This is a genomic window from Liquorilactobacillus aquaticus DSM 21051, assembly GCF_001436755.1.
Lineage (GTDB): Bacteria > Bacillota > Bacilli > Lactobacillales > Lactobacillaceae > Liquorilactobacillus > Liquorilactobacillus aquaticus.
In genome coordinates, this window is sequence record NZ_AYZD01000015.1 from 236737 (window position 1) to 261457 (window position 24721).

24 protein-coding genes are annotated in these 24721 nt (G+C 36.8%); 5 read left to right on the top strand and 19 right to left on the bottom strand.

The genetic code is table 11. The features are described from left to right. Positions 1-2: 2 nt before the first annotated feature. From dapA to rpsO, 3 genes are all read right to left on the bottom strand, one after another. The gene (gene dapA / locus FC19_RS04535; RefSeq protein WP_057875801.1) at positions 3-875 is read right to left on the bottom strand and encodes a 4-hydroxy-tetrahydrodipicolinate synthase; all 873 of its coding nucleotides are present in this window, start codon (positions 873-875) and stop codon (positions 3-5) included. 15 nt (positions 876-890) lie between these two features. Then, positions 891-1940: an aspartate-semialdehyde dehydrogenase gene (locus FC19_RS04540; RefSeq protein WP_057875802.1), complete on the bottom strand. Its 1050-nt coding sequence runs from the start codon at positions 1938-1940 to the stop codon at positions 891-893. A 191-nt stretch (positions 1941-2131) separates the two neighbouring features. Further along, positions 2132-2401, bottom strand: a complete 270-nt coding sequence (gene rpsO, locus FC19_RS04545) for a 30S ribosomal protein S15 (RefSeq protein WP_057875803.1) — start codon at positions 2399-2401, stop codon at positions 2132-2134. 288 nt (positions 2402-2689) lie between these two features. Between rpsO and rpsT the strand changes: the two genes are divergently transcribed. Next, on the top strand, positions 2690-2944 hold the full coding sequence (gene rpsT / locus FC19_RS04550) for a 30S ribosomal protein S20 (protein ID WP_057875804.1): 255 nt from the start codon (positions 2690-2692) through the stop codon (positions 2942-2944). A 189-nt stretch (positions 2945-3133) separates the two neighbouring features. Here rpsT and holA read toward each other — a convergent pair whose 3' ends face one another. The 15 genes from holA to FC19_RS04625 all read right to left on the bottom strand — a co-directional run bounded on the left by holA (position 3134) and on the right by FC19_RS04625 (position 19978). Further along, on the bottom strand, positions 3134-4162 hold the full coding sequence (holA, locus tag FC19_RS04555) for a DNA polymerase III subunit delta (protein ID WP_057875805.1): 1029 nt from the start codon (positions 4160-4162) through the stop codon (positions 3134-3136). 12 nt (positions 4163-4174) lie between these two features. Beyond that, positions 4175-6394 carry a DNA internalization-related competence protein ComEC/Rec2 gene (locus FC19_RS04560; protein WP_338037338.1) on the bottom strand — a complete coding sequence of 740 codons (2220 nt, stop codon included), beginning with the start codon at positions 6392-6394 and terminating at the stop codon, positions 4175-4177. 56 nt (positions 6395-6450) lie between these two features. Beyond that, positions 6451-6927: a ComE operon protein 2 gene (locus tag FC19_RS04565; protein ID WP_057875807.1), complete on the bottom strand. Its 477-nt coding sequence runs from the start codon at positions 6925-6927 to the stop codon at positions 6451-6453. 66 nt (positions 6928-6993) lie between these two features. Continuing rightward, the gene (locus FC19_RS04570; RefSeq protein ID WP_057875808.1) at positions 6994-7704 is read right to left on the bottom strand and encodes a helix-hairpin-helix domain-containing protein; all 711 of its coding nucleotides are present in this window, start codon (positions 7702-7704) and stop codon (positions 6994-6996) included. A 377-nt stretch (positions 7705-8081) separates the two neighbouring features. Then, positions 8082-9098: a SepM family pheromone-processing serine protease gene (locus FC19_RS04575; protein WP_057875809.1), complete on the bottom strand. Its 1017-nt coding sequence runs from the start codon at positions 9096-9098 to the stop codon at positions 8082-8084. Then, on the bottom strand, positions 9099-9575 hold the full coding sequence (gene coaD, locus FC19_RS04580) for a pantetheine-phosphate adenylyltransferase (protein ID WP_057875810.1): 477 nt from the start codon (positions 9573-9575) through the stop codon (positions 9099-9101). A 5-nt stretch (positions 9576-9580) separates the two neighbouring features. Continuing rightward, positions 9581-10138 carry a 16S rRNA (guanine(966)-N(2))-methyltransferase RsmD gene (gene rsmD / locus FC19_RS04585; protein WP_057875811.1) on the bottom strand — a complete coding sequence of 186 codons (558 nt, stop codon included), beginning with the start codon at positions 10136-10138 and terminating at the stop codon, positions 9581-9583. Positions 10139-10141: 3 nt separating this feature from the next. After that, the gene (locus FC19_RS04590; RefSeq protein WP_057875812.1) at positions 10142-10444 is read right to left on the bottom strand and encodes a YlbG family protein; all 303 of its coding nucleotides are present in this window, start codon (positions 10442-10444) and stop codon (positions 10142-10144) included. Between the two features lie 11 nt (positions 10445-10455). Continuing rightward, complete coding sequence (locus FC19_RS04595; protein ID WP_201782313.1) at positions 10456-11559, bottom strand: CAP-associated domain-containing protein; 1104 nt, start codon at positions 11557-11559, stop codon at positions 10456-10458. Between the two features lie 44 nt (positions 11560-11603). Further along, positions 11604-15035, bottom strand: coding sequence for a pyruvate carboxylase (locus FC19_RS04600; protein ID WP_057875814.1), 3432 nt, complete (start codon positions 15033-15035; stop codon positions 11604-11606). Between the two features lie 76 nt (positions 15036-15111). Further along, positions 15112-16284 carry an FtsW/RodA/SpoVE family cell cycle protein gene (locus FC19_RS04605; RefSeq protein ID WP_057875815.1) on the bottom strand — a complete coding sequence of 391 codons (1173 nt, stop codon included), beginning with the start codon at positions 16282-16284 and terminating at the stop codon, positions 15112-15114. Positions 16285-16296: 12 nt separating this feature from the next. Next, on the bottom strand, positions 16297-16572 hold the full coding sequence (locus FC19_RS04610) for a DUF1507 family protein (RefSeq protein ID WP_057875816.1): 276 nt from the start codon (positions 16570-16572) through the stop codon (positions 16297-16299). Positions 16573-16885: 313 nt separating this feature from the next. Continuing rightward, on the bottom strand, positions 16886-18736 hold the full coding sequence (typA, locus tag FC19_RS04615) for a translational GTPase TypA (protein ID WP_057875817.1): 1851 nt from the start codon (positions 18734-18736) through the stop codon (positions 16886-16888). A 156-nt stretch (positions 18737-18892) separates the two neighbouring features. Further along, positions 18893-19678 carry an inositol monophosphatase family protein gene (locus FC19_RS04620; RefSeq protein WP_057875818.1) on the bottom strand — a complete coding sequence of 262 codons (786 nt, stop codon included), beginning with the start codon at positions 19676-19678 and terminating at the stop codon, positions 18893-18895. Between the two features lie 15 nt (positions 19679-19693). Then, positions 19694-19978 (bottom strand): UPF0223 family protein, encoded by a 285-nt coding sequence (locus FC19_RS04625; protein WP_057875819.1) that lies wholly within the window; start codon positions 19976-19978, stop codon positions 19694-19696. Positions 19979-20160: 182 nt separating this feature from the next. Here FC19_RS04625 and def point away from each other — a divergent pair, with 182 nt between their 5' ends. After that, positions 20161-20715, top strand: coding sequence for a peptide deformylase (def, locus tag FC19_RS04630; RefSeq protein WP_057875820.1), 555 nt, complete (start codon positions 20161-20163; stop codon positions 20713-20715). A 107-nt stretch (positions 20716-20822) separates the two neighbouring features. Here def and FC19_RS04635 read toward each other — a convergent pair whose 3' ends face one another. Next, a complete protein-coding gene (locus tag FC19_RS04635; RefSeq protein WP_057875821.1) occupies positions 20823-21302 on the bottom strand; it encodes a hypothetical protein in 480 nt (159 codons plus the stop codon). A gap of 255 nt (positions 21303-21557) precedes the next feature. On the opposite strand from FC19_RS04635, the gene FC19_RS04640 reads away from it, so the two are divergent. From FC19_RS04640 to FC19_RS04650, 3 genes are all read left to right on the top strand, one after another. Beyond that, positions 21558-21776, top strand: a complete 219-nt coding sequence (locus tag FC19_RS04640; protein ID WP_057875822.1) for a DNA-directed RNA polymerase subunit epsilon — start codon at positions 21558-21560, stop codon at positions 21774-21776. Then, positions 21773-23449: a ribonuclease J1 gene (gene rnjA / locus FC19_RS04645; RefSeq protein ID WP_057875823.1), complete on the top strand. Its 1677-nt coding sequence runs from the start codon at positions 21773-21775 to the stop codon at positions 23447-23449. The genes FC19_RS04640 and rnjA overlap by 4 nt, the downstream gene beginning before the upstream one ends. A gap of 261 nt (positions 23450-23710) precedes the next feature. Continuing rightward, positions 23711-24721 carry a diacylglycerol kinase family protein gene (locus FC19_RS04650; protein ID WP_057875824.1) on the top strand — a complete coding sequence of 337 codons (1011 nt, stop codon included), beginning with the start codon at positions 23711-23713 and terminating at the stop codon, positions 24719-24721.

Here is a 24721-nt window from a genome sequence, read left to right on the forward strand (position 1 = left end):
TTTTAAATACCTAGTTTTTTCACTAATTCTTCCGTTCTGCTCTTACTTAATGGCAGAATTGGCAAACGACATCCACCAACTTGAATTCCCTTATAGTTCAAAGCTGCTTTTACCGGACTTGGTGAAGGTGCCGAAAAACAAGTAGCCATTTTAGGAGTCAAGTCACGCATCAAATCTCCTGCCCTTTTGTAATCACCATCTTCAACAGCCTTATACATTTCAGTCAACTCATTTCCATATAAATGAGCCGCTACAGATATAACTCCCTGTCCACCAACTGTTTTCACAGCCAAGGCGTCAGCGTCTTCTCCAGTATAAACCAAAAAGTCATCTGGTGTCTCAGATACGATCCGGCTTAAGTTTACATTTCCTGTACAATCCTTAATTCCGATAATATTAGGGTGCTGTGCAAGTTCAGCTATTGTTTCCACTTCCATCGTAACACCCGTGCGTCCAGGAATATTATAAATAAATACTGGTAGTCGACTCTTATCAGCAACTGCAGTAAAATGTGCTATCATTCCTGCTTGATCAGGCTTGTTATAATAAGGTACCACAACAAGCGCTGCATCAACTCCACCTATTTCTGCAACTTTGTTTGTAAATTCAATTGTAGCACTAGTGGAATTAGAACCAGTCCCCGCAATCACAGGAACCCTGTTTTTCACTATTCTAACAGTTTCAGCTATTAACGTTAGTTTTTCTTTTTCTGTTAAAGTTGGGGTTTCTCCAGTTGTTCCTGAAACTAGAATTCCTTGAGTCCCATTTTTTAACAAATAATTAATCAAGTCTTCCAGACGCAAATTGCTAACAGAGCCATCCTCCGCAAAGGGTGTGACCATTGCCGTCATAACTTCAGCTTTTTTCCAATCCATTTTTAACCCTCACTTTTATTTTGGTACACGTAATAGATCCAAGGCATGCAGTCTTTCGGCTATTTGAACCGAATTCCAAGCAGCGCCTTTCAGCAGGTTGTCGGAAACACAATACAAATGAAAAGCATTGGGCTGTTCCTGATCAGGACGCACACGTCCGACAAAAGTATCCTTCTTACCTGCTGCATTTACTGCCTGAGGGTATATCTGTTTATCTGGCTCATCCTCTAAAACAACCCCCGGAGCCTTTTTTAGAATCTCTTGTAGTTTCGAAACTGTAGCACCTTCTTTTTCTAACTCAAACCAAACCGATTCGGAATGTGCTACAGCAACAGGAACACGTACACATGTCGCTGTTACTTGAATGTTCTCATTCGACATTATTTTCTTTGTTTCATGAATCATCTTCCACTCTTCATGAGTATATCCATCGTCCTCAAATACGTCTATTTGCGCTAAGGGATTGAATGCAATCTGATAGTGCTTCTTATCGCCAGCGACCGGAAGAATCTCGGGTTCGTACTTTTCCCCCTTCAAAACTGCTTCTGTCTCGTCATGCAGTTCTTGAATAGCACGATTTCCTGCACCTGAAACTGCTTGCAGTGTTGTGACAATTACTTTTTTTAAACCAAAAGCTTTGCGAAGAGGTTCAAGAGCGACAACCATCTGAATCGTAGAACAATTAGGATTTGCAATTAATCCTTTATGCCGATACAGAGCCTTCTCGTTAACTTCAGGAACGACTAACGGAACTTCCGGATCCATTCTAAAAGCACTTGTATTATCGACGACAACAGCTCCTCTTTTAACAGCTTCCGGAGCAAATTTTTTAGAAACTCCGCCGCCAGCTGAGAATAATGCCAAGTCAGTTTCTTCGAACGATTCAGGTACCAATTCCTCAACAGTTATATCTTGTTTTTTAAACTTGAGAATTTTTCCCGCAGAGCGCTTTGATGCTAAATATTTCACACTAGCAATTGGCAGATTTGACTGTTCCAGCATCTCAATCATGCGTGTGCCAACTGCACCCGTTGCGCCAACAACGGCGACACGATATCCGTTCATATTGAAAACCTTCTTCTCACTTTATTGAAATATAATTATACCACATTTAGTAACTTCATTGGGTTCTTTTGATAATAGCAGTTCAAAAAAATTGCATTTCGATTAAAAAAAGCATTTATTTTTAACCTAATTGCTTCTTCTCTATAAAAAAATGGTGCTCCGCAAGCGAAGCACCATTTCATCACTATCTATTAACGACGCAATCCTAAACTCTTAATAAGTTCACGATAACTTTGAACCTTGTTTTTACGCAAGTAAGCTAATAAATTACGACGATGACCAATTTTTCTCATCAAACCACGCTGTGAAGCATAGTCTTTCTTATGAGTACGTATATGTTCATTAAGTTCATTAATATCTGCAGTTAAAACAGCAATTTGAACTTCCGTAGAACCAGTATCCCCCTCGTGACGAGCATACTTCTCCATAATTTCATTCTTTTTTTCTTTTGTGATAGCCATTGTTTTTCCCACCTTTCTGTAGTTTGCTGCCTCTATCCCGGTAAAACGTTGGTGAGCCACGTTATACTGAGAAATAGGTCAGTGTGCATAGAACACAACAGCTATTGTACCGTAAGCTTAACTATGTTTCAAGCCCTGTTTTTTAAATTTTTTATCAAAAGTCAAGGAATTTTCCTTGACACATTTTCACTTTTTTATTGCATTGTTAGAATAGCTCTTGTATAATAGCCTATGTTGAAAATTTTATGATACCAGTATGGGAATCATGTAGCATGGAGGTGAAGATTTTTGCCAATTATTAAATCAGCTATTAAGCGTGTCAAGACTAACGAAAAAGCTAACACACGTAATTCAGCACAACTTAGTGCTATGCGCAGTACTATCAAGAAATTCGAAAATGCAAAAACCACAGGGGCTGACAACGTTGAAGACTTATATAAAGAAGCCGTTGCCGCTGTTGATAAAGCTAAGTCTAAAGGTTTGATCAAAGCTAACAAGGCTGCCCGTGATAAGTCACGTCTGACTGCCCGTTTAGCAAAGTAATTCCTTTACTTTCAAGTTTCCAGTGTATTGCTTATTTTAGTTAAGATTCAAAAAGAGCCGTGCTTTTAGCACGACTCTTTTTTTACAACTTAACACTTTTTGTCATACAAAAATGGACAACAAAGCCTCAATCATCTCTTCTTGCTACCTCTACCTTTACCGCTTCAGAATCAAACATATTAGGAATACCTAAGCATGCTTTTCCTTAAAATATCCCAACATAAAAAGTTCAAAAAGAGCCAGTGGTTCTCTCTGTGTCGATTTCATTTTCTCTTCCAAGTCAACAAGTCCCAGATATGCTGTTCGCAGATCCGTTCTGCTTATTTCTCGACTTTTTTTCATTGCAAGTTTTACACGATACGGATGCACTTTCAAAGAACTCGCGATATTTCCTTGGGCATAACCATGTTTCTGTAAAATATTGACCTGCAATAAAAGTCTAATCTGGCCTAACAAAATTGCATTTATTTTCAGGGGCTCTTCGTGCTGTAAGATCAAATTATGATACATATCGATCGATTTTTTGACCTGTTTAGCCAAAACCAAATCACTTAAATCAAAAATGTTTTGTTCCAGCGTTTGTGGAACCATCCTTGCAACCATTGACTCAGTTATTTTTTTATCCTTTTGTGCCAACAACAGTAATTTTGGTAACTCATTCATAGCCAATGATAGTTTGGCCTCTGTTTTACGCACTAGCAGTTCAAGCGCTTGCGGCTCTATTAAGTATCCCTTTTTTTGCAACAAAGCCTTTACATAATTTTTAGTGCTCCTTTCATCCAAAAAACCATTTTCAACTACAACAGCTTTTTTCAACAGTTTTTTTGACAATTTTTTTCTTTCATCCAATTTATCATAAGGGGCAAATATCACAAAAATTGTTGTTGGTTCTGGATTTTCAAGATAATCGATCAATTCATCAATATTTTGTTCATTCTTGACCTTTTTATTATTTCCAAGTAAAAAGTAAGGATGTTTGATGAACACAATTCTTCTATCTCCAAAAAACGGAGCTGATAACGCATCACCGATTGCCTCTGAGATAGAAGTATTTTCCATATCATATTGACCAATATTAACTGTTCTTTGATCTTCTGGCACTGCTTTGACAAATGCCTCAGCAATTCGTTTAGAATTATAATCTTCTTTTCCAAGTACTAAATAAACAGGCTCTAGCTTACCTTCATGGATATTTTTTAATAATTCTGCTACTTTCATCGAATTCTATCCCTACCTCGCGTTCAAATTCTTTCCTGTCTCAATTTTAAAGTTGTTTGGACCAATAGGAATTACCTTTATCATACCAACCTCAGCTGTATTCAAATATCCAACTTTATTTTTCCTTAATGTTTCTAATGTTTCCTGATTTGGATGACCATAGCGGTTTCTCCGTCCAGCGGATATAATAGCCAACTTAGGCTGCAACTGTTCAACATAGCCTTCTGAGGTGGATGTCTTACTACCATGATGTCCGTTCTTCAAAATATCAGTACGTAATCCTGGATTTCGCTTGCAGAGTTCAAATTCTCCGCTTTTATCAAGATCTCCACTAATTATAACACTGACTTTATTGAGAACCGTCGTTACCGCTATAGAAGATTCATTTTTACCCTCACCTTCACCAAAAGGATGCAAAATCTTATATTGTCCTATTTGTTTAACTTTTTCAGTTGAAATAGGAATAACATCCTGTTCTTTGTTTGCCGATTTTACTAGTCGCTTCTTAAAAGAAAAATTTTTTTCCATGCCAGAGGGTACCAGTATTTTTTCAACCTTAAGGAGCTGACTAATAATTGGAAAATTTCCGACATGATCAGTATCTTGGTGTGTTAAAAACAACCAGTTAATTTTTGAAATGCCTTTACTTAGCAGATAATTAACTACGACTGTTTCACCATTACTTTTTCCGTGACGTTTTTGCCACGACTTGTTTTGAAAACTTAACTTGCCTCCGGTATCAATCAACGTAACTTCCTTATTAAACCGTCTTCTGATAAGCGTACAGTCCCCCTGCCCGACATCAAGAAACACTATTTCATCCCGCAGTGGCATTTTTATCATGACTCCCACTAAGAAATATGATACAAAGCCTAATAAATAAATCTTTTTCTTGTTTTTGACTACTTCAAGTGCGAACATTAATCCTATCCAAAAAAGAACAAACACAAGCGGCGGCTTTCCAAACACGAAATTTGCTGGCAGTTTTGCAGTGACTTCGATTCCTTTTGTAATCCAGAACAGTATCCCATTAAACACAAAACTTAACTTAGGAAAAAGAGCACCTAAAATAACTGAAGGAACAATAACCCATTCAAAAAGAGGAATTATCAAAATGGATATAAAAGTTGTTAACATGTTCCAGCGAAAAGTATGCCAGAGAACTAAAGGTAAACTATAACCATTCATCTTTAATCCAAGCTTCAAATTACTCGTTTTTCGACTCATCATCAGAACAAAAGTCAGCAAATAGCTTAGCTGTGCTCCCATTGAATGCACTAATTCTGGAGAATACAACAGATTCAAAATCAACACAACAGATTCTGCTTCAACTCCGTCTAATCCGTTATCGAAATATTTGCTCGATAAAATCATCAGCCAAGACATCATCACGGCTCTGATCAAACTAGATGATAAGCCGCCTAAAATTGCATAAAAGGGTAGAAAAAACAAAATCATATTTTCGCATGTTTCGCGAGTTATATGCATGTATCCTAGAATAAAGCGAATTGTTCTTAAAAGATAGAAAATGTGCATACCGGATAAACTAAAAAGATGTAAAAGGCCTAACTTGTTAATCTGCTCTAATTGAGTTGAAAAACTTGGAGCATAGTAACCCAACAACAAAATCTGACTATAACCGTCCAAAGGCGCTGGCAATTTAGCAAAGTAATTTATCATTTTTTTTCGCAAACTATGTGTTGCAGCAATTATCCTGGCAGCCTTGCCCAATTTAGGTGGATTATTACTCACCTTTAACTTAGATACTTGAACCGCATTAACAATTTTTTTACTTCGCATATACTTCTGATAATCGAATTGATTTTCATTTGTCGGAGGTAGAATCTGTTCTACTCTTCCTGTAACAACTAGTTTTGTAGCAGCATCGATTTCGCTGAAAGTTTTTTTTTCGTCTTTTGTAGCAATCCGATAATACGCTTGTACCTTTTGCTTTTTTTCCGTCCATAAACCACTGAACTTTAACAAATCTCCATTTATTTGATACTCATCTGGCTCTAAAATTATTTCATTATTTATAATCTCCATTTTGTTTTGGAAGACTTTTTGCTGCAAAGAGTGATTCCATAAAATACAGTACGCAAAGAAAAAACAGGTAAAGCTAAACACACATGCAACAAAATGCTTATTACCTAATGCTACAACCCGAGCTTGCAGCAGAAAAAATAGTAGCAACCATTCCCAACTAAACGAAAAACATAACAAGCTGATCAAATAAGCATCAATTGCTAAGAAAAAAATAATTTTTCTAATTAGTGTAATTCCTCACGCTAATCAAAATATGTGTCTGCCGCAATTGAATTTAAATATTCTTTATCAACTTTAACTTGCTCAATCTCAACATTTTTTAATTTTAATAGTTTCATTGCATAAACATCATTATGATAATTACGCAGATAATATATTTTTTTTATTCCTGCCTGAAGTAGCATCTTTGTACATTGCAAACAAGGAAAATCTGTCACATATATCTCTGACTTAGCAGTAGCAATTCCAAATTTTGCACACTGCAAAACGGCATTCATTTCTGCATGAATTGTCCTCACACAGTGCCCGTCTACCAAGTAACATCCCTCATCAATACAATGAACATCTCCAGAAACAGAACCATTGTAACCGCCAGCGATAATTCGACGATCACGGACAAGAATTGCACCGACAGATAGCCGTTCACAAGTGCTTCTAAGAGATAATAATATAGCTTGAAGCATAAAATATTGATTCCATGGTATCCTTCTGTCCTTCATAACTTCACCTTCAAATTTAATTTTAACTCTAGTATATCAAACACCTGATGCCTTCGATACACAAAGTTAGGGTCCAATCATCAATCGTTCGTTTAATTTCTCAAATGTTTTATCCCCAATGCCGGTAATATTCTTCAGCTCTTCAATCTTGTTAAATCTTTCATGTTGAGTTCGATAAGTTAAAATAAGATCAGCCTTTTTATCTCCAATGCCATCTAATTCTAGTAATTCTTCCTTTGTGACTTTGTTTAAATCCATTTTACTATTACTCTGTCCATCATCTCCTTGTGCACTCATCGTAGAGGTCAGCCCTGCCTCGGTTTCAGCATTACTATTGCCTAATTGACCTGATACCCCCGACTCCATCGTTGTTGGCGGTTTTCTATCGATTTCGCCCTTAAATGGAATATATACGACTTGCTGATCAACCAATTTTAAGGCTAGGTTAACTTGATTACGATCCGCTGTTTTTTCGAAACCACCTGCTGCACTCACAATATCAGCCACTCGCATTTTATGAGTTGCTTTGTATATCCCTGGTTCTTTAACTGCTCCCTTGATGTCCACAAAAAAAGCAGTACTCGTCTTTTCCTGAGCTGAACTTAAAGAAGTGTTTTTTACAGAAGAACTAATGTCGGGGCTCAAAATTTCATTTGATTTGCTCAAACTATCTTTTTTCAAGATATATCCGCCCATTACGCACGCTGCAATCAAAATGGCCACTGTAATACATGAAAATATTTTGTTTTCTTCCCAAAATTCTTTTATTTTTTCCAACCTTTTCCTCCCTTCTGATTAATATATACGCAAACAGAGTGTTAACAAAACACACCCACAAGAAATTGGAAAACAATTCAAGTAGGACAAAAGATTATCAGAGCAAGGAGGCGAAAACGAACAAATAAAAAATCAGCTTCTGAAAAAAATAATACGACATCCATCGATAAAAGAATTCATCCATAATTAGCAAAAAAAACAAACTCGATCAATATGAGTAACCTAATATCATAAGGATTCTAAAAAAACGGTTAACTTTTACAGCGGTAAAATTCTAAAAATGAAAAAGTACTGTGACAAATTGATATTTTGCCGCAGTACTCTTTTTGATTTTAACTCGTTATATTTATGTGTATTACTGCTAGTCATTGCAGTCTTTACCTTAAGTAGCTGATCGCTTCTTGAACATTTTTGACTGGTACTATTTTCATTTTGGTGCCGATTTTTTTTGCTGCTTTCTTTGCTTCCTGATAATTATTTAATTCACCAGCCTTTTTCTCAGCTCGAGTAAGTGGATTATTTGGTGCAAAGAAAATACTTGCTTTTTTATTAGCAGCGGCAACAACCTTTTTGTCGATACCGCCGATGTCCCCGATCTCTCCGTCCGAAAGCATCGTGCCTGTTCCTGCGATTTTGCGACCTTTTTTTAAATCCTCATGGCTTAATTGAGTATACATTTGCAAAGTAAGCATCAACCCTGCTGATGGGCCTTCAATACCATCCATATCGGTTTTTATCTTGACTGGTGATATAACCTTAGACTTTTGGACAAAACTAATTCCTATACCCTTTTTAGATGTTCCCGGTAAATGAATCAACTTTCCCTTAGTTGAATGGTTAGTTCTCCCACGACGATAATGCAACGAAACAACTGTATTCTTTTTTTGCTGCAAATACCGCATGAAATTAGCAGCCTTACCAAATTTTTTCTTGTCCACTCCAGTTACAATGTCTCCAACTTGGAGCTTGCCTTTGAAAGAAGAATTATCAAGCAACGACATAACAACCATTCCCTTAAAATTTTGCCTAACTGGTTTACTAGCCAGCTTCAAAGAAACTGTCTTCGCTTGATTAAGTGCATCATCCATATAGTAATGCTGTACTTTATTATATTCTGAAGTCGAACTATTTCCCCTAACAGCACTACTTGGCAGCCTTGTCGCATATTTATCAAAATAGCTTGCGACATATAACGCGGGCGTTGCCCGCCCAATACCGACATAAGTCAGCATAAATTGACCTTTCCGAGTGTCTCTTCTGCCATCAATAGAAACATATTTTTCAACATTTTGCGCATTGCCAACGGTTTCGATATACGCAGGTATAGGGACAAAACAAAAAAGTGCAACAAGAGACAATAAAACAGTAGCTACAATATATTTTCTTTTAAACATTCAGCACATCTTTTCTTTCAGTGCATGTGCGACAATGTCAGGTACCAATCCGGCAAGATTACCATCAAAACGTGCAACTTCTTTTACTAACGTCGAGGATATAAAACTATATTTTTCAACGGCAGGCAGCAAAATCGTCTCAATCTCCGGCGCCAAATGTCTATTCATATCAGCAATACTGCGTTCAGCCTCAAAGTCCTGCCCGTTTCTAGCACCTCTAATGATAACGTCAGCTCCTAGACTTTCAGCTGCTCTAACTGTCAAATCCGCTTCAAGTGACAATACTTTGACATTTTCAAAACAAGCAACAGAAGTTTCTAACAACGCCACTCTTTCTGCGGGAGAGAAAAGTCCGTGTTTATTTGTGTTGGTCATAACAAGCACTGTCACCTCTGAAAAAATCTTACTTGCTCGCTTGATTAAATTAATATGCCCACAAGTAACAGGATCAAAACTCCCAGGAAAAATTGCATTCATCCTGATTATTCACCTCGATATTGGTAAATCGTTATCTCTGTAATTCCATAATCTGCCCGTTTATACAGTTCAAAGCCTTCGACATCAGCTGGCAACTTTGCATCCTGATTTGTTTCACAAATCAAGAGTGCTCCCTTTTCTAGCAAACCAAGCTCTTCTAATCGCTGAATAAACTCAAGTATTTGCTGCTTTTTATACGGAGGATCCAAAAAAACATAATTAAACTTTTGCTTCTTTTGGACTAGTTTGGTTAGAATATGAACCGCATCTGCCTTGAAAACATCAAATTTTTGAGGCTCTTTAGTGACACTAATATTTTCCTTAATTGTTTTGATTGCCAAATACTGACGATCGACCAACGTTGCGTTTGCGACCCCTCTTGAAACAGCTTCAATGCTCAGTCCCCCGCTACCAGCAAAAAGATCCAAAGACCTTCCACCAGCAAAAAAAGGGCCAATCATATTAAAAATAGATTCTTTAACTTTATCTGTAGTAGGACGAGTCTTCATTCCAGGAACAGCTTTCAGTCTTCGTCCTCCATATTCACCAGCAATAACTCTCATAATTTATTCTTTATTACTCCTATACTTTTCTCGATCTTCCTCTGTTAATTTGTATGTTTTTCCTACCTCGTCTTCAAAATTAATTTTGATATTAGGACGAGGTGACATTATCACACGTTTTACAAACCGCATTTCCTTTAACTTTTTGAGTGTCTCATCTAAATTTTCATGGTCAATGTATAAAACAACATACTTCATGCGTTTTGAAACGTAATGAATAGTTCCATAACGTCTCAATTGTTTGCTATTTTTTAAATGATACAAATAGACGATGATGCTTTGCCGCTCATTTATATTGAAATTCATTCACTACCACCTTATTTGTCGATAATAAATACGAACATACCTCTATCATACGCTATTCCTATATTCTTGCTATTCGAAGAAACCAGTCTAGGAAGGATTAATCTCAGCAACACAGAATCAGAAAAGAAAGCTGTATTATCATACACTGGTGCCAGACAATAAATATCAAAAGAATTTCGATTTAAACCAACTGTTCTATATAATTTCTTTGGAACAGCTTGAGCATACAGATAAAGTCCTTGTTTTTGATTTAAATTGCCATTTAGCACACTTTTGATTATCGAGCTCTTTTTTTTATTTAAAAAGTTTCTAGGATTCCCGCCTAATTGCTCAATTATAGTTTGACTTGCTTGAGTTAATTCATCATTCAAAATCAATGATGACGTTCCTGCCAAACTTCGTTTAACATTAACCATTCTTATTAAATCTGCAGGCAGCATTTCGTTCATTGCTGTCCAATCTGTTTCTCCTTGAAACTGGACTGGCAACGGTGTTTGTGATACGATCCGATACATTTTCTTCTTCAATAACATATCTGCATTTACATATTCAATTGCGTAAACTTTTTTTGAACTGGGATGCAAATAAGTAATTGCGTAACTATTGTTATTAAAACTCAGCAATGGTCGTTCGTTTAAATCATCTTCTGACAATTCTAATTGAAAACTCTGCTCATGATAATTTAATTTAAAATTTGCATAGAGTGAACTCAGTTGGACCAACTTTTTAAAGGGCATATTGACTTTTAACTTTTCGTGTTGCAAGCCATCTTTCCCGCCTACAAAGATTGAACTAACCTTATGCGTCATAAGGTCGATTCCTATCTTAAAATAAGAGTTCTCGTTTAGATTGTACACCCACCATTGAATATTGATCGCACTTGGAACCTTCTCTTGTGGCTCCCCAAAATCATTCATGACTGTGTCGGATGATGCACCTATATAACGTGCAAAACCTTGTTTTTTAATTTGATCAACCTTTGGGGTCGTTAAACGTGATTTATCAGTCACTATATGTCTTCTTGACCTAGAAATATCTCTGGATGAATTCGTTGAGTTACCTTCAAATAATGCCGTCCAGAAATACATCCCTGCAATAATTATCAAAAAAAACATCACAAAATAAAATACACTTTTAAGAAAAACCTTTTTTTTCATTATTAGCTCTTTATTGGTTCGATTTCCAACAATAGATCCCTTGTCTCCAAAACATCTCCAGCCTTAGCATGGATATGAGTGACTTTGCCGTTAAACGGTGCTTTAATAGTCGTTTCCATCTTCATTGCCTCAGTTACAATCAAAGGTTCACCTTTTTTAACAATTTGATTTTTAGAAACTAAGACGCTCAAGACTGATCCACTTAGAGTCGCACCAATATGTCTTGGATTAGTTGGCTCTGCTTTTAGAACTGTTTTTATTTTCGCTTTTTTGCTCATATCATGGACCACTATCTGCTGTGCTTGACCGTTAAGCGTGAAATAAAGATTACGGTTTCCTTCTTCATCAGCATTACCAATTGAATTCAATCTAACGATAATTTTCTTCCCTACACCATAGTCAATATGGATTGTTTCTTCAGTTCTCATTCCTTGATAGAAAGTATTAGTATCCAAAATTTCTAATTCTCCGAACTTATTGATCATTTCCTCATACTCTAAGAAAACATCGGGATACATAACATAACTTAAGATTTCTTCAATTGTTGGCTCACGTTTTATTTTCTCTTCCAATTCCTTAGCAGTTTTATCGAAATCAACTGGCTGAGCCAAACTGCCCGGACGGACTTCAATTGCTTTTTTACCCTTCAAAACAATTTCTTGCAACTTCTTAGGAAATCCGCCAACTGGCTGACCAAGGTCTCCTGCAAAAAAGTTCACCACAGACTCAGGAAAATCAATCTGATCTCCACGTTCAAATATTTCTTTTGGTGTCAATTGATTTTTAATCATGAAAATAGCAAAATCGCCAACGACTTTGGAACTAGGTGTAACTTTTACAATATCACCTAAAAGTTCATTTACTTCACGATATGTCTTCTTAACTACCTCGAAATCACTAATTCCTAAAGCTTTGGCTTGTTGCTGAAGATTGGAATATTGCCCTCCTGGCATTTCTGTCTGATAAATATCAGTTTGAGGGGCTGTTATACCATTCATGAAATCCTGATAAAATGGCTTAATACCCTGCCAATAACGATTTATTTTTTCAACATTATCAATATTTAGTTCCGGCTGCCTTGGATCATCTGTCAACGCATAATACAAGCTGCTCATACTTGGTTGACTGGTTGTTCCTGAAAGCGAACTCATCGCAACATCAACAATATCGACACCTCCACGAACAGCTTCAACATAGGTAGCAACTCCATTACCAGTTGTATCGTGAGTGTGCAAATGAATTGGAACATCAAGTTCTTCCTTCAGACTACTGATTAATTCATAAGCACCCTTAGGTTTCAACAAGCCAGCCATATCTTTAATACCAATGATTTGTGATCCAGCTGCAACAAGATCTTTAGCTAATTGTTTATAGTATCCTAAATCGTATTTGTGTTCACTTGGATTCAAGACATCACCTGTATAGCACATTGTTCCTTCGGCTATTTTACCTGTATCACGTACAAATTGGATACTTTTTTCCATCTGCGTTACCCAATTTAGACTATCGAAAATACGGAAAACATCTACGCCATCTGTGGCACTTTGCTTAATAAAACGTTGTAAAACATTGTCGGGATAATTCTTATATCCAACTGCATTGGACCCTCTAAACAACATCTGCAAAAGAGTATGCGGCATTTTTTTACGAATTAACTTTAATCTTTCCCATGGATCTTCATCCAAGAAACGATAAGCCACATCAAACGTCGCACCGCCCCAAACTTCAGCAGAGAAAATATGCGGCATTGTCTCATCATAAACATTCACCACTGGGACCATATCTTTCGTCCTCATTCTTGTAGCAAACAAGCTTTGATGTGCATCACGCATTGTAGTATCTGTAAGAAGAACTTTATCTTGTTGTTTTAGCCAATCGATCATTCCATCCGCACCTGAACGATCCAAAACCCTTTTAGCATTTTCTACATTTGTCTTAAAAGTAAACTCACTTCCGACACTAATCTTAGGTGCGAAGACTTTTTTGTGCTTTTCTGTGCCTGGAAAACCATTGACTGTCACATTTCCAATATATTTCAATAGCTGATTCACTGTGTTCTTCTGACGCTTAAAGTTAAATAATTCAGGAGTGTTGTCAATGAACGTTGTGCTTGCTTTGCCGGCTAAGAAAACAGGATGATTAATAACATTACGCATAAATGAAATATTTGTTTTGACTCCGCGAATTCTAAATTCATCTAAGACGCGATCCATTTTTAAGACAGCATTAATAAAGCTTCGTGCCTGCACACAGGCCTTCACTAGCAATGAATCAAAATACGGAGTTATAACAGCACCTGCGTAAGCATTCCCACCATCTAAACGTACACCAAAACCACCTGGCGAACGATATGTTTCAATTTTACCTGTATCCGGCATAAAATTGTTTTCTGGGTCTTCTGTTGTTACACGACATTGAATTGCAACACCATGGTGTTTTAAATCAGCCTGATGCGGAAGCTTCAAGTCTTTGAAAAGATCCTTTCCTGCAGCAATAAGAATCTGAGACTGAACAATATCAACATCAGTAATCATTTCTGAAATTGTATGCTCTACCTGAACACGAGGATTAACTTCAATAAAATAAAAATCATCATCTGTAACCAAAAACTCTACTGTTCCTGCATTTTGGTACGATACACTTTTCATTAAACGAACGGCTGCTTCACATATTTCGTGTCTTCTTGCCGTGTCTAAGGAAATGCTAGGAGCCACTTCAATAACTTTTTGATGTCTTCGCTGAACAGAACAATCGCGCTCAAATAAATGGACTATGTTATTATGTTTATCAGCGAGAATCTGAACCTCAATATGCTTAGGTTCTTTTAGATACTTTTCAACGTAAAGTTCATCATCACCAAATGATTGTTTAGCTTCACTCCGTGCACGATTATAGCTTTCTTCAATCTCACTTTCATTCTCAATGATTCGCATACCGCGACCACCGCCACCAAGTGCTGCCTTAACCATAATAGGATATCCATGTTTTGAAGCAAAAGCTTTGACTTCTTCTAATGATTGCACAGGGCCATTGCTACCTGGGATAATATGTAAACCTGCTTTTTTGGCTGCCAACTTAGCCTTAACTTTATCTCCAAAGATTTCAAGTTGTTTGACCGTTGGGCCTATAAAATTAATTCCAGCGTCAAAACACTTCTGTGCAAAAATTTCATTTTCTGCTAAAAAGCCGTATCCAGGATGGATTGCATCGGCACCAGTTTCTTTGGCAATTCGAATAATATCATCCATATCAAGATAGGCTTCGATTGGTTTTTTCCCCGTCCCAACTTGATACGCTTCATCTGCCTTGAAACGATGAACTGAAAATTCATCTTCTTTAGCAAAAATAGCGACGGTCTTCATTTTTAATTCTTGGCACGCACGAATGATTCGAATAGCAATTTCTCCACGATTAGCAATCAATATCTTTTCCATTGAACTCCCACTTTCTGTGAAAATCTTGAATGACAACCTAACAAAAAATTAAAAAAGCAAATGATATTGTATTTTCCTAGCTGTTAAACCTATTTTTCAAACTGCGCCGCTGGTTTATTGAAATGTTCATAACAACCCCCAAAGCCAACGATAAGACGATCATACTTGATCCTCCGTATGATACAAATGGCAGCGTCACGCCGGTGATAGGAAGCAACCCATTAACGGCTCCGACATTGAACAATGTTTCGACACCTATAAAAGTTCCTATGCCATAACAAACCAAGGTATCGTATGTGTTATTAGAACGAACACCAATCAAATATATCCGCAAGACAAGCCAAGTAAGAAGGATCAACACAAATGTTACACCTACAACGCCAAGTTCCTCGCTAATAACCGCCAAAATAAAATCAGTATGTGCTTCAGGCAAATAACCTCTTTTCTGAATGCTATTACCTAATCCTAGTCCTAATAAACCGCCATTGCTAATAGCGTAATATGAATTTATCAATTGTTGCCCACTCGTGCTTGCAACTTTAAAAGGATTATAAAAAGCCACTAGCCTGTTGTACATATATGCATAGTCTGTGCCTTTTAAAGGATTCCAAAAACGCATCAATTGGACGACTGCACCGACTGCAACAAGCAACCCTGTCAACTGAAGCAATGGTTTGCGATAATTTATTCCGCGCGCAAGAACCATCACAACTACAATCATTGCATTAATTGAAAAACCACCTAAATCTGGTTCAATCAATACTAGAAATAACAGCGTACCTATCAGAAACCATGGCTTCCAGTTTTTTTCCCCATTTAAGTCGGCGACTGCTCTGTTTTCTCTTCTAGTCAGCAACTGTGCAACAAAAAAAACCAAGTACAATTTACAAAGTTCTGCAGGTTGCAAACTAAAAATTTTTAAATCAATCCAACCGTTCGCACCGTTAATCGGATTTGTCATGAATTTGGCATATAATAACAATAGAGCTATTACAATAAAACCATATATAATGAATTTCTGACTCATAAATTTATTAAAACGATACATGTATGCCGATGTAAAACAAAATATACCCAAAAAAACGTATAGTAGTTGTTTAACCATATAAGTGTTAGTTGCACTGCCTGCGTAAGATAAACTGATTGAACTTGCCGAGTAAACCATTACGACTCCTATCCCACATAAAATAATGTATGGTATGAACAGGTAAAAGTCGAAATAATGTAATTTATTTCGTAATTTTTTCATAATGCATTTCCACTACTTGTCCTCTCCTGCTGTAACATAAATATCCGACAAAATATTCTCTAGATTTTTGATTATCTTCTGTCCTTCTTTTCCGGATATTAACCCACAGCTTTGGGCCAAATGAACCTCTTTCGAGAAACCATACAGCTGAGTATCAGCCACCTCTTCAAACGCAGGACATTGTGACAAGCATAATAAATTTCGTTGTTTATCCAGCAAAGCTTGAATTTTTTCAGCGTCCTTAGCTAAAGCATCCAATACTTCTTCTCTGGAAACAGATTCACGCATACTTTCTGCTCCTTTCTTAACTAGAGCAATTATATCATACAAACATTTCAGTTCCAGTGTCTCAAAAAACAACAGCACATATAGTTTGAAAAGAGATTTTTCACTTCAATATCTCATGCTAACATTATGTCTCTAAAATTCGCATTTTTCAACAAAAAAATACTTTTGCACACTGTTTTTAGCTATTTCACGAACTAACTTCTTAGTTTAGTTTCAAAAACAAGTTTTTTACGTTGCCAAAAAAAGAGCAAAAAAGTTAAGATACAGCACATATCTTAACTTTCCGCTCTTTTTAAACAACTACCAGTTATAATTATTTATTTTTCTTTGCAGCAGTCTTTTTTTGTTTTGCAGCTTTCTCACGCGCATTTGTTTCCAAAATCCGTTTGCGTAAGCGAATACTTTCAGGTGTAATTTCCAACAATTCATCTTCGTTTAAGAATTCTAGTGACTCTTCCAAAGTATAGTGTGTTGGTTTCTTTATTGAAGCTGTTTGATCCTTATTTGAAGAACGGACATTGGTCATGTTCTTGCCCTTAGTAACATTAACTGAAATATCACGTTCACGTGAACTTTCACCTACAACCATTCCCTCGTAAACTTCTGTTCCGGGATCTACAAAAATTGTTCCACGATCCTCGACACCCATAATCGCATATGTTGTTGCCTTGCCGCGATTGATTGAAACCAAAGCACCATTACGACGACCAGGTTCCCAGTTATGAATGACAGGTTTATATTCTGCAAATGTATGGTTGAAAATCCCATAACCTCTTGTCATTGAAAGAAATTGTGAATCATATCCAATCAATCCTCTTGTAGGTGCTGAGAAAGTCAAACGAGTCTGACCATTTGACCCAGTCTCCATATTTACCATTTCACCCTTGCGTTGTGAAAGTGAATCGATTACGCTACCTGAATATTCATCAGGAGTATCGATAATTACATTTTCAAATGGTTCACACATCTTACCTTCAACTTCTCGATAAATAACCTGTGGGCGTGAAACGGCAAGCTCAAAACCTTCACGACGTAAAGTTTCGATAAGAATTGATAAATGAAGTTCACCACGACCAGACACAACCCAAGCATCTGGGGAATCTGTATCTTCAACACGAAGAGACACATCAGTGTGTAGTTGAACCTTCAACCGATCTTCCAACTTGCGTGCAGTTACATTGTCGCCTTCTTGCCCAACAAAAGGAGAATCGTTTGTTCTGAAGGTCATCTGCAATGTAGGTGGATCAATGCGTAAGATAGGTAAAGCCTCAGGATGATCAGATGGACAAACCGTTTCACCAACAAAGATATCTTCCATACCTGAAATGGCGATCAGATCTCCAGCCTTAGCTTCATCGATTTCCAATCTCTTCAGACCAAAGAATCCAAATAACTTTGTAACACGGAAGTTTTTCTGTGTTCCGTCAAGTTTCATAACTGCAACTTGATCTCCAACTTTAATCTTTCCACGGAAAACACGCCCAATACCGATACGTCCAACAAACTCATTGTAATCAAGCATTGAAACTTGGAATTGAAGAGGTTCATCAGAATTATCAATAGGTGCAGGTATCGTCTTCAAAATAGCGTTGAATATCGGATCCATTGTATGTTCTTGTGTGCTGATATCCGAGTCTAAAGATGATGTTCCATTCACAGCTGAAGCATAAATAACAGGGAATTCCAGCTGTGATTCTTCTGCTCCCAGCTCGATGAAAAGATCAAGAACTTCGTCGACAACTTCTTCAGGGCGTGCACCTGGACGATCAATTTTGTTAATAATAACAATTGGTGTTAAATGTTGTTCTAAGGCTTTTTTCAAAACAAAACGAGTCTGCGGCATTGTTCCTTCAAATGCATCGACAATTAACAGTACACCGTCGACCATCTTCATAATACGTTCAACTTCGCCACCAAAATCAGCATGTCCTGGGGTATCTAGAATATTAATCTGCTTACCCTTATACTCAACTGCAGTGTTTTTTGAAAGGATCGTGATACCACGTTCCTTTTCAATTGCGTTTGAATCGAGTGCGCGGTCATCGATCTCTGTATGTTCATCTAAAGTATCCGATTGCTTGAGTAATTCATTAACTAATGTTGTCTTGCCATGATCAACATGGGCAATAATAGCAACATTACGGATATCATCACGTGTTTTCAAATTTATTTTCTTCCTTTCGCAATATGAATCTCTCTACAAGAAAAATGCCGCTCAAGATACAATAAAGACTCCACATATCAGTTACTGAAAACCATTAAAACCAGTTTTCATTACTCGGCATAAAAAAACTGTGACTCTTCCGTCACAGCTCAAGACCTAGTAAGTCGACTGCACGATTCTAGTTATGTCTTTTTGAGCATTTTTCGTTGCTACTAATACATCACTAGATGATAACATATCAATAGCCTGTCCGTCAATCGTTTTCACAACCAAGCCCAAGGTTTCTGCCAACACTTTTCCTGCTGCATAATCCCAAGGACGTAAATACGAAATGTAAGCAACACATTGTCCATTTAAAACATGGATGAATTGAATTCCTGAACATCCGTATATTCTCGTCCCGCAGCTTTCTAATGCAACTTTCTGCAAATTATGATAATTGTTAATCAGTAAAGGGGCACCTACACCAAAAAGCCCATTGCTTAGTTTATCATTGCGCGGTGGTTCTATTTTTTTTTGATTACAGTAAACGCCTATATCGGGGCCTCCCCAATACAACTTATCTTGCATGACATCAAAAATATAACCTCGAACACCTACACCCTTTTGATAAACAGCAAGCATACTAGCAAAATGATTTTTTTGTTTTACGAAATTCATTGTCCCATCTATTGGGTCAATGACCCACAATAATCCGCAGTTTTTAAACTTCATTGTCCCGTGAGTACTTTCTTCCCCTATTATCTCTGATCCCGGATAATATTTTCTTATCTTTTCTTTATAAAATTCTTCGACTTCACGATCAATATTGGTCACTAAATCTTTTGGACCTGATTTTGTTTTAATGTCCAAATTGTCATTAAAGCTCGCAATTACTTTAACACGGACCTCTTCCATCCAGCTTTTTACGTGCTTGTCTATCATTTTTAATGATTCCAACATCTAAATCTCCCTCTACTAATTCTCAAGATGTAAATAATCTTTCTCTGTCTTTTGGACAAATTGCACTGCACGATAGATACTAAGTCCTGATAATTGATAAAATTCACGGTCAAGCTGTTTCTGTGTCATTTTCATCGATGCTACTTTGACAAAATCAGCGTACTTATTCAAAAAAGCTTTCCGTTCAACCTTTGCCGTGTAGAGCTTTTCAACCACATAATAAAACTCAGTTACCTTGACAATATCTTCTGTGGACCACTCATCTCTCAGCGGATAACTGATATTTTGAGGCAATTTCATAAATGTTCATCTCCCATGTCAATATGCTGCTGGAATAAAAGTTTAATAATTTTCCTGTTTAAAAATGCGCCTTTAACCGTATTATACATAAATAAATAGCGTCAACGTTAAAATAATTTTAAAAACATTCGCTAATAGTCTATAATTGAATAGATTAGATTATAAAAATGGAGGAACTAGTTTTGATTACTATGGATAATATAATTCGCGAAGGTAATCCTACTTTGCGGGCACGTGCAAAAGCCGTTAGCTTCCCAATGAGCGATGACCAGAAACAGCTTGCACATGACATGATGGAGTTTTTAGAAAACAGTCAAAACCCAGAATTAGCCGAAAAATACAAGCTTAGAGCAGGAGTTGGATTGGCAGCACCCCAAGTAGATGTCTCAATTAGGATGACGGCAGTTTTAGTCCCCGATGAGAATGACGAGCCGCTCTTTAAACATATTTTAGTTAATCCAACTATTCTAAGTGAGTCCGTTAAAATGGCAGCTCTTTCTGAGGGAGAAGGATGTCTTTCCGTTGATCGTGAAGTGCCTGGCTATGTTCCAAGGCATGATCGTATCACCTTACGCTGGTATGATTTAGATGGCAACAAACATATTACCAAATTAAGAGATTATCCAGCTATTGTATGTCAGCACGAAATTGATCATTTGAACGGGATCCTCTTTTTCGATCATATTAATAAGAAAAATCCGTTCAATGTGGATGAAAATACAGTTATCCTTGGATAGTCAGGTAAAATTCTTATTCATCTAAACAAATTTACCAAATACAGTAATTTCATCTCATAGCTAAGCTGCGGCAAAAGGTTCAATTTGCTGCAGCTTTTTCAATAAATCTATTTTTCAAGTTTATCAATATCCTTTAAATAGTCTAAAGTCTGCTTATTAGAAATATATGCTACTTCGATGTGAAGCGATGGTGCCAAGAACCACAGGTCTGAAATCAAAAAAGTGGGATTATTCTCAAAATGGGAAATCCTATTATCAGCAGCATATTTTGCAAGATTGAGATTTAATTCCTTTTTAAATTGTTTCAGCTCTCTCTTGGAAACTTTTTGAACTGGCAAAATATACTCAAAAACCATAACACCTTTGCCCCAAATATTTGCAAGCAGCCTTGAGTTTTTATCATTGCTTTTATAACTCTTCAACCACTCTACTTGCATATACGAAAGACATGCAAATACGGCTTTATCTGCCACTTTTTTATTCTCGGACTGTAAAATTTTTAACGCTTTGCGCCGTAGCATTCTTTTGCTTAAAAAGAAGAACAGTAATACCAATATTAAAATAAATGTCCAAATAAAAAAATGCATTAGACCACTCCTTTTCACTGTGCCAATTATAACATGATTCCTATTGTTAACCGCATTTAAGAAACAGATATGTTTCAATCCCAACACCTTTATATACTTATCGCAATATATATGCTAGAATAGTAACAATTATTGTGAAGACAATCCACGTTCGGAAATTCAACTTTTTGTTTTTAACTTTACGCTATCGTTTGCTGTAGGCAGACATAGTCGTAAAATTTATTTTAATTTTAATATATTAAGGAGTTTTTATTAATGATTTTCAAAGTATTTTATCAACCTTCTAAAAAAATTAATCCGCGTCGCGAGAACACACAATCACTATATGTAGAGGCAAAATCGCAAGTTGATGCCCGCATTATGGTCGAGAAAGAGACTTCTTACAACATTGAACATATTGAGGGACTAGACCCCAAAGCTCTTGAGTATGAACAATCAAGTCCCAACTACAAATTGACGGAGTTTAATAAATGAGAAAGCTCAGCGTCAAAAATAATGAAACTGCCGTTTTTGCGGTTGGTGGGCTAGGCGAAATTGGAAAGAACACTTATGGGGTCCAATTTCAAGATGAAATAATCGTTATTGATGCAGGGATCAAATTCCCAGAAGATGACCTTTTAGGGATTGACTATGTCATCCCTGATTATCAATATTTGGTTGCCAATCAGCAAAAAATTAAAGCTTTGGTTATCACCCATGGTCATGAAGATCATATCGGTGGAATACCATACTTGTTAAAAAAGATTAATGTTCCAATTTATGCAGGGCCGCTTGCCTTGGCATTGATTAAGAGTAAACTCGAAGAACATGGATTGTTAAGAACCACTGAATTGCACGAAATAAATGAGGATTCTGTTTTAAAGTTTCGTAAAACAAGTGTTTCTTTCTTTAGAACAACTCATTCAATTCCTGATACTTTGGGAGTTGCCGTTAAAACACCTAGCGGAACAATTGTTGCAACGGGAGATTACAAATTTGATTTGACACCTGTTACTAATCAGCCACCTAACCTACAGCGTATGGCTAAATTAGGCAGTGATGGTGTTTTGTGTTTGCTGTCTGACAGCACTAATGCTGAAATTCCCAACTTTACAAAATCCGAACGTTGGGTTGGAAAATCAATCAAGCGTATTTTTGAAAAAGTTGAAGGACGTATTATATTTGCAACTTTTGCTTCAAATATCTCACGAATTCAGCAGGCTGCTGAAGTTGCTGTTGCTAAAGGGAGAAAGATTGCAGTTTTTGGCAGAAGTATGGAAGCAGCTATTGTTAATGGCCGTGAATTAGGTTATCTTGATATTCCTGACGATGCACTCGTTGATTCAAGACAAATTAACAGCTTGCCGGCCAATAAAATTATGATTCTTTGTACCGGTTCTCAAGGTGAGCCAATGGCCGCTTTGAGTCGTATAGCAAATGGTACTCATCGACAAGTAGCTATTCAGCCTGGCGATACAGTTGTCTTCTCGAGTTCCCCTATTCCTGGTAATACGATTAGTGTCAACCACGTGATCAATGAACTCGAAGAGGCTGGTGCTGAAGTTATTCATGGTAAAGTTAACAACATCCATGCTTCCGGACATGGTGGTCAAGAAGAGCAAAAATTAATGTTACGCTTAATCAAGCCTAAGTTTTTTGTTCCTGTCCATGGTGAGTATCGAATGCTCAAGATCCATACTGAATTGGCAGAACGTTGTGATGTTCCTAAATCAAACTCTTTCATTATGGGTAACGGAGATGTTCTAGCACTCACCAAAGACTCTGCACGTATGGCTGGGCATTTCAATGCTGGCGATGTTTATGTCGATGGATCTGGTGTTGGCGATATTGGCAATGTTGTCTTACGGGACCGTCGTGTACTATCCGAGGAAGGCTTAGTCATTGTGGTCGCTACAATCGATTTGAAGGAGCGCCAAATTTTAGCTGGTCCAGATTTGCTTTCACGTGGTTTTATTTATATGCGTGAATCTGGCGAGCTGATCGATCGTGGTCGCCGACGTTTATTTAGAGTTATGCGTCGCACTCTGAGCAAGCAAAATGTTAGCGAAGCTATGCTGAAAGATGCTATTATAGATGATCTTCGTCGTTTCTTGTATGACCAGACGGAACGGCATCCGATGATTATCCCTATGCTCGTAATGATCTAAAAAAGTTGCTTTAAAAACAAAAGGGACCTGATGAAAATAATTTTTGTCAGGTCCTTTTTTCATATTACTAGGTAGTATCCATCTTAATGCAAGCAATAGGTTTTAATCTCAGATTGTTCTGCTTTTCAAATTAAGTAACCTATTTATAATTCCTTAATTATCAAAAAAGTACTAAATTTTTACTTTGCTTCTTCCGAGGTCTTGTAAATCAGGCGAATTATATTATAATAGTCGGGGATTGTTAGAACGGGGGCAATTAGTGTGAAGAAATTTTTTATCATTTTAGATGAACATACTGATGGAAAAAGAGCAGCAGCTATTTGGAATAAAATCCAAAACTACCTGAACAAACAGAAAATCAACTATGAGGTTTCTAATGTACAGCCTGAACTTGCCACCAGCATTGCTGAGCAATTTATGCGAACACACTCACCACAGAATTTAGAGAATTTTGTTATCATGGTAATTGGTGAGCATTCTTTGATGCTAGATACCATTAAAGGTATCAAAAATACAGGTAAAAAAGAAGTTCCCGTGGCCTTTATTACTACTAATAAGAAAAAAGATCCTTTTATGCAAAAAATCGGGATTTCATCTAATCCTGTAGCTGCTTTAAAACAAATATTAAACACAGTTCAACCAGCCTATTTCAATCTAGGGCAAGTTGATGAGACAACGCACAGTTCGCGTCGATTATTTACTGATAGGTTGGATATTGGCTTTAACGCATACGTCTCAAACTCCTTGATGAACTCTCGAACTCATCAAGTTCTTACACGCTTTCATCTTGAGTATCTGCTTAAGGCTTGGAACACTCTTACATCTTATATCAACCAAGAAGTTTTTGAAGTAACAATGCGTGTTGACAAAAAATATAATTTTTACAAGCACGCTTTTAACGTAACTATTAAAAATAACCCAGTCATTTCTGAACAAAAAGTTCATCATTCGAAAAATTCTAGCGTTTCTGCTAACAATCTAAATATCGAACTTGCAAATAATATGAATTTTTTGTTTTACCTTATATTCTTGATTGCTAGAAAGTTTAATCTTCACCACAAACTTCCATTTATTCATGATTTTGAAAGTGATCAAGTTCATTTAGTAATCAAATCCCTTGAATTTGGTCAGATAGATGGCGAACAAATGAATAATAAGTTTTATGATGTTTTTTTCAAATCTTTCAGCTACCCTTTCTGGTACGATATTGACAGTATTCCTTTGGCTGATTTGTCTGAAAAAAACGAGACCGAGTACCTTGACAAAAATTAA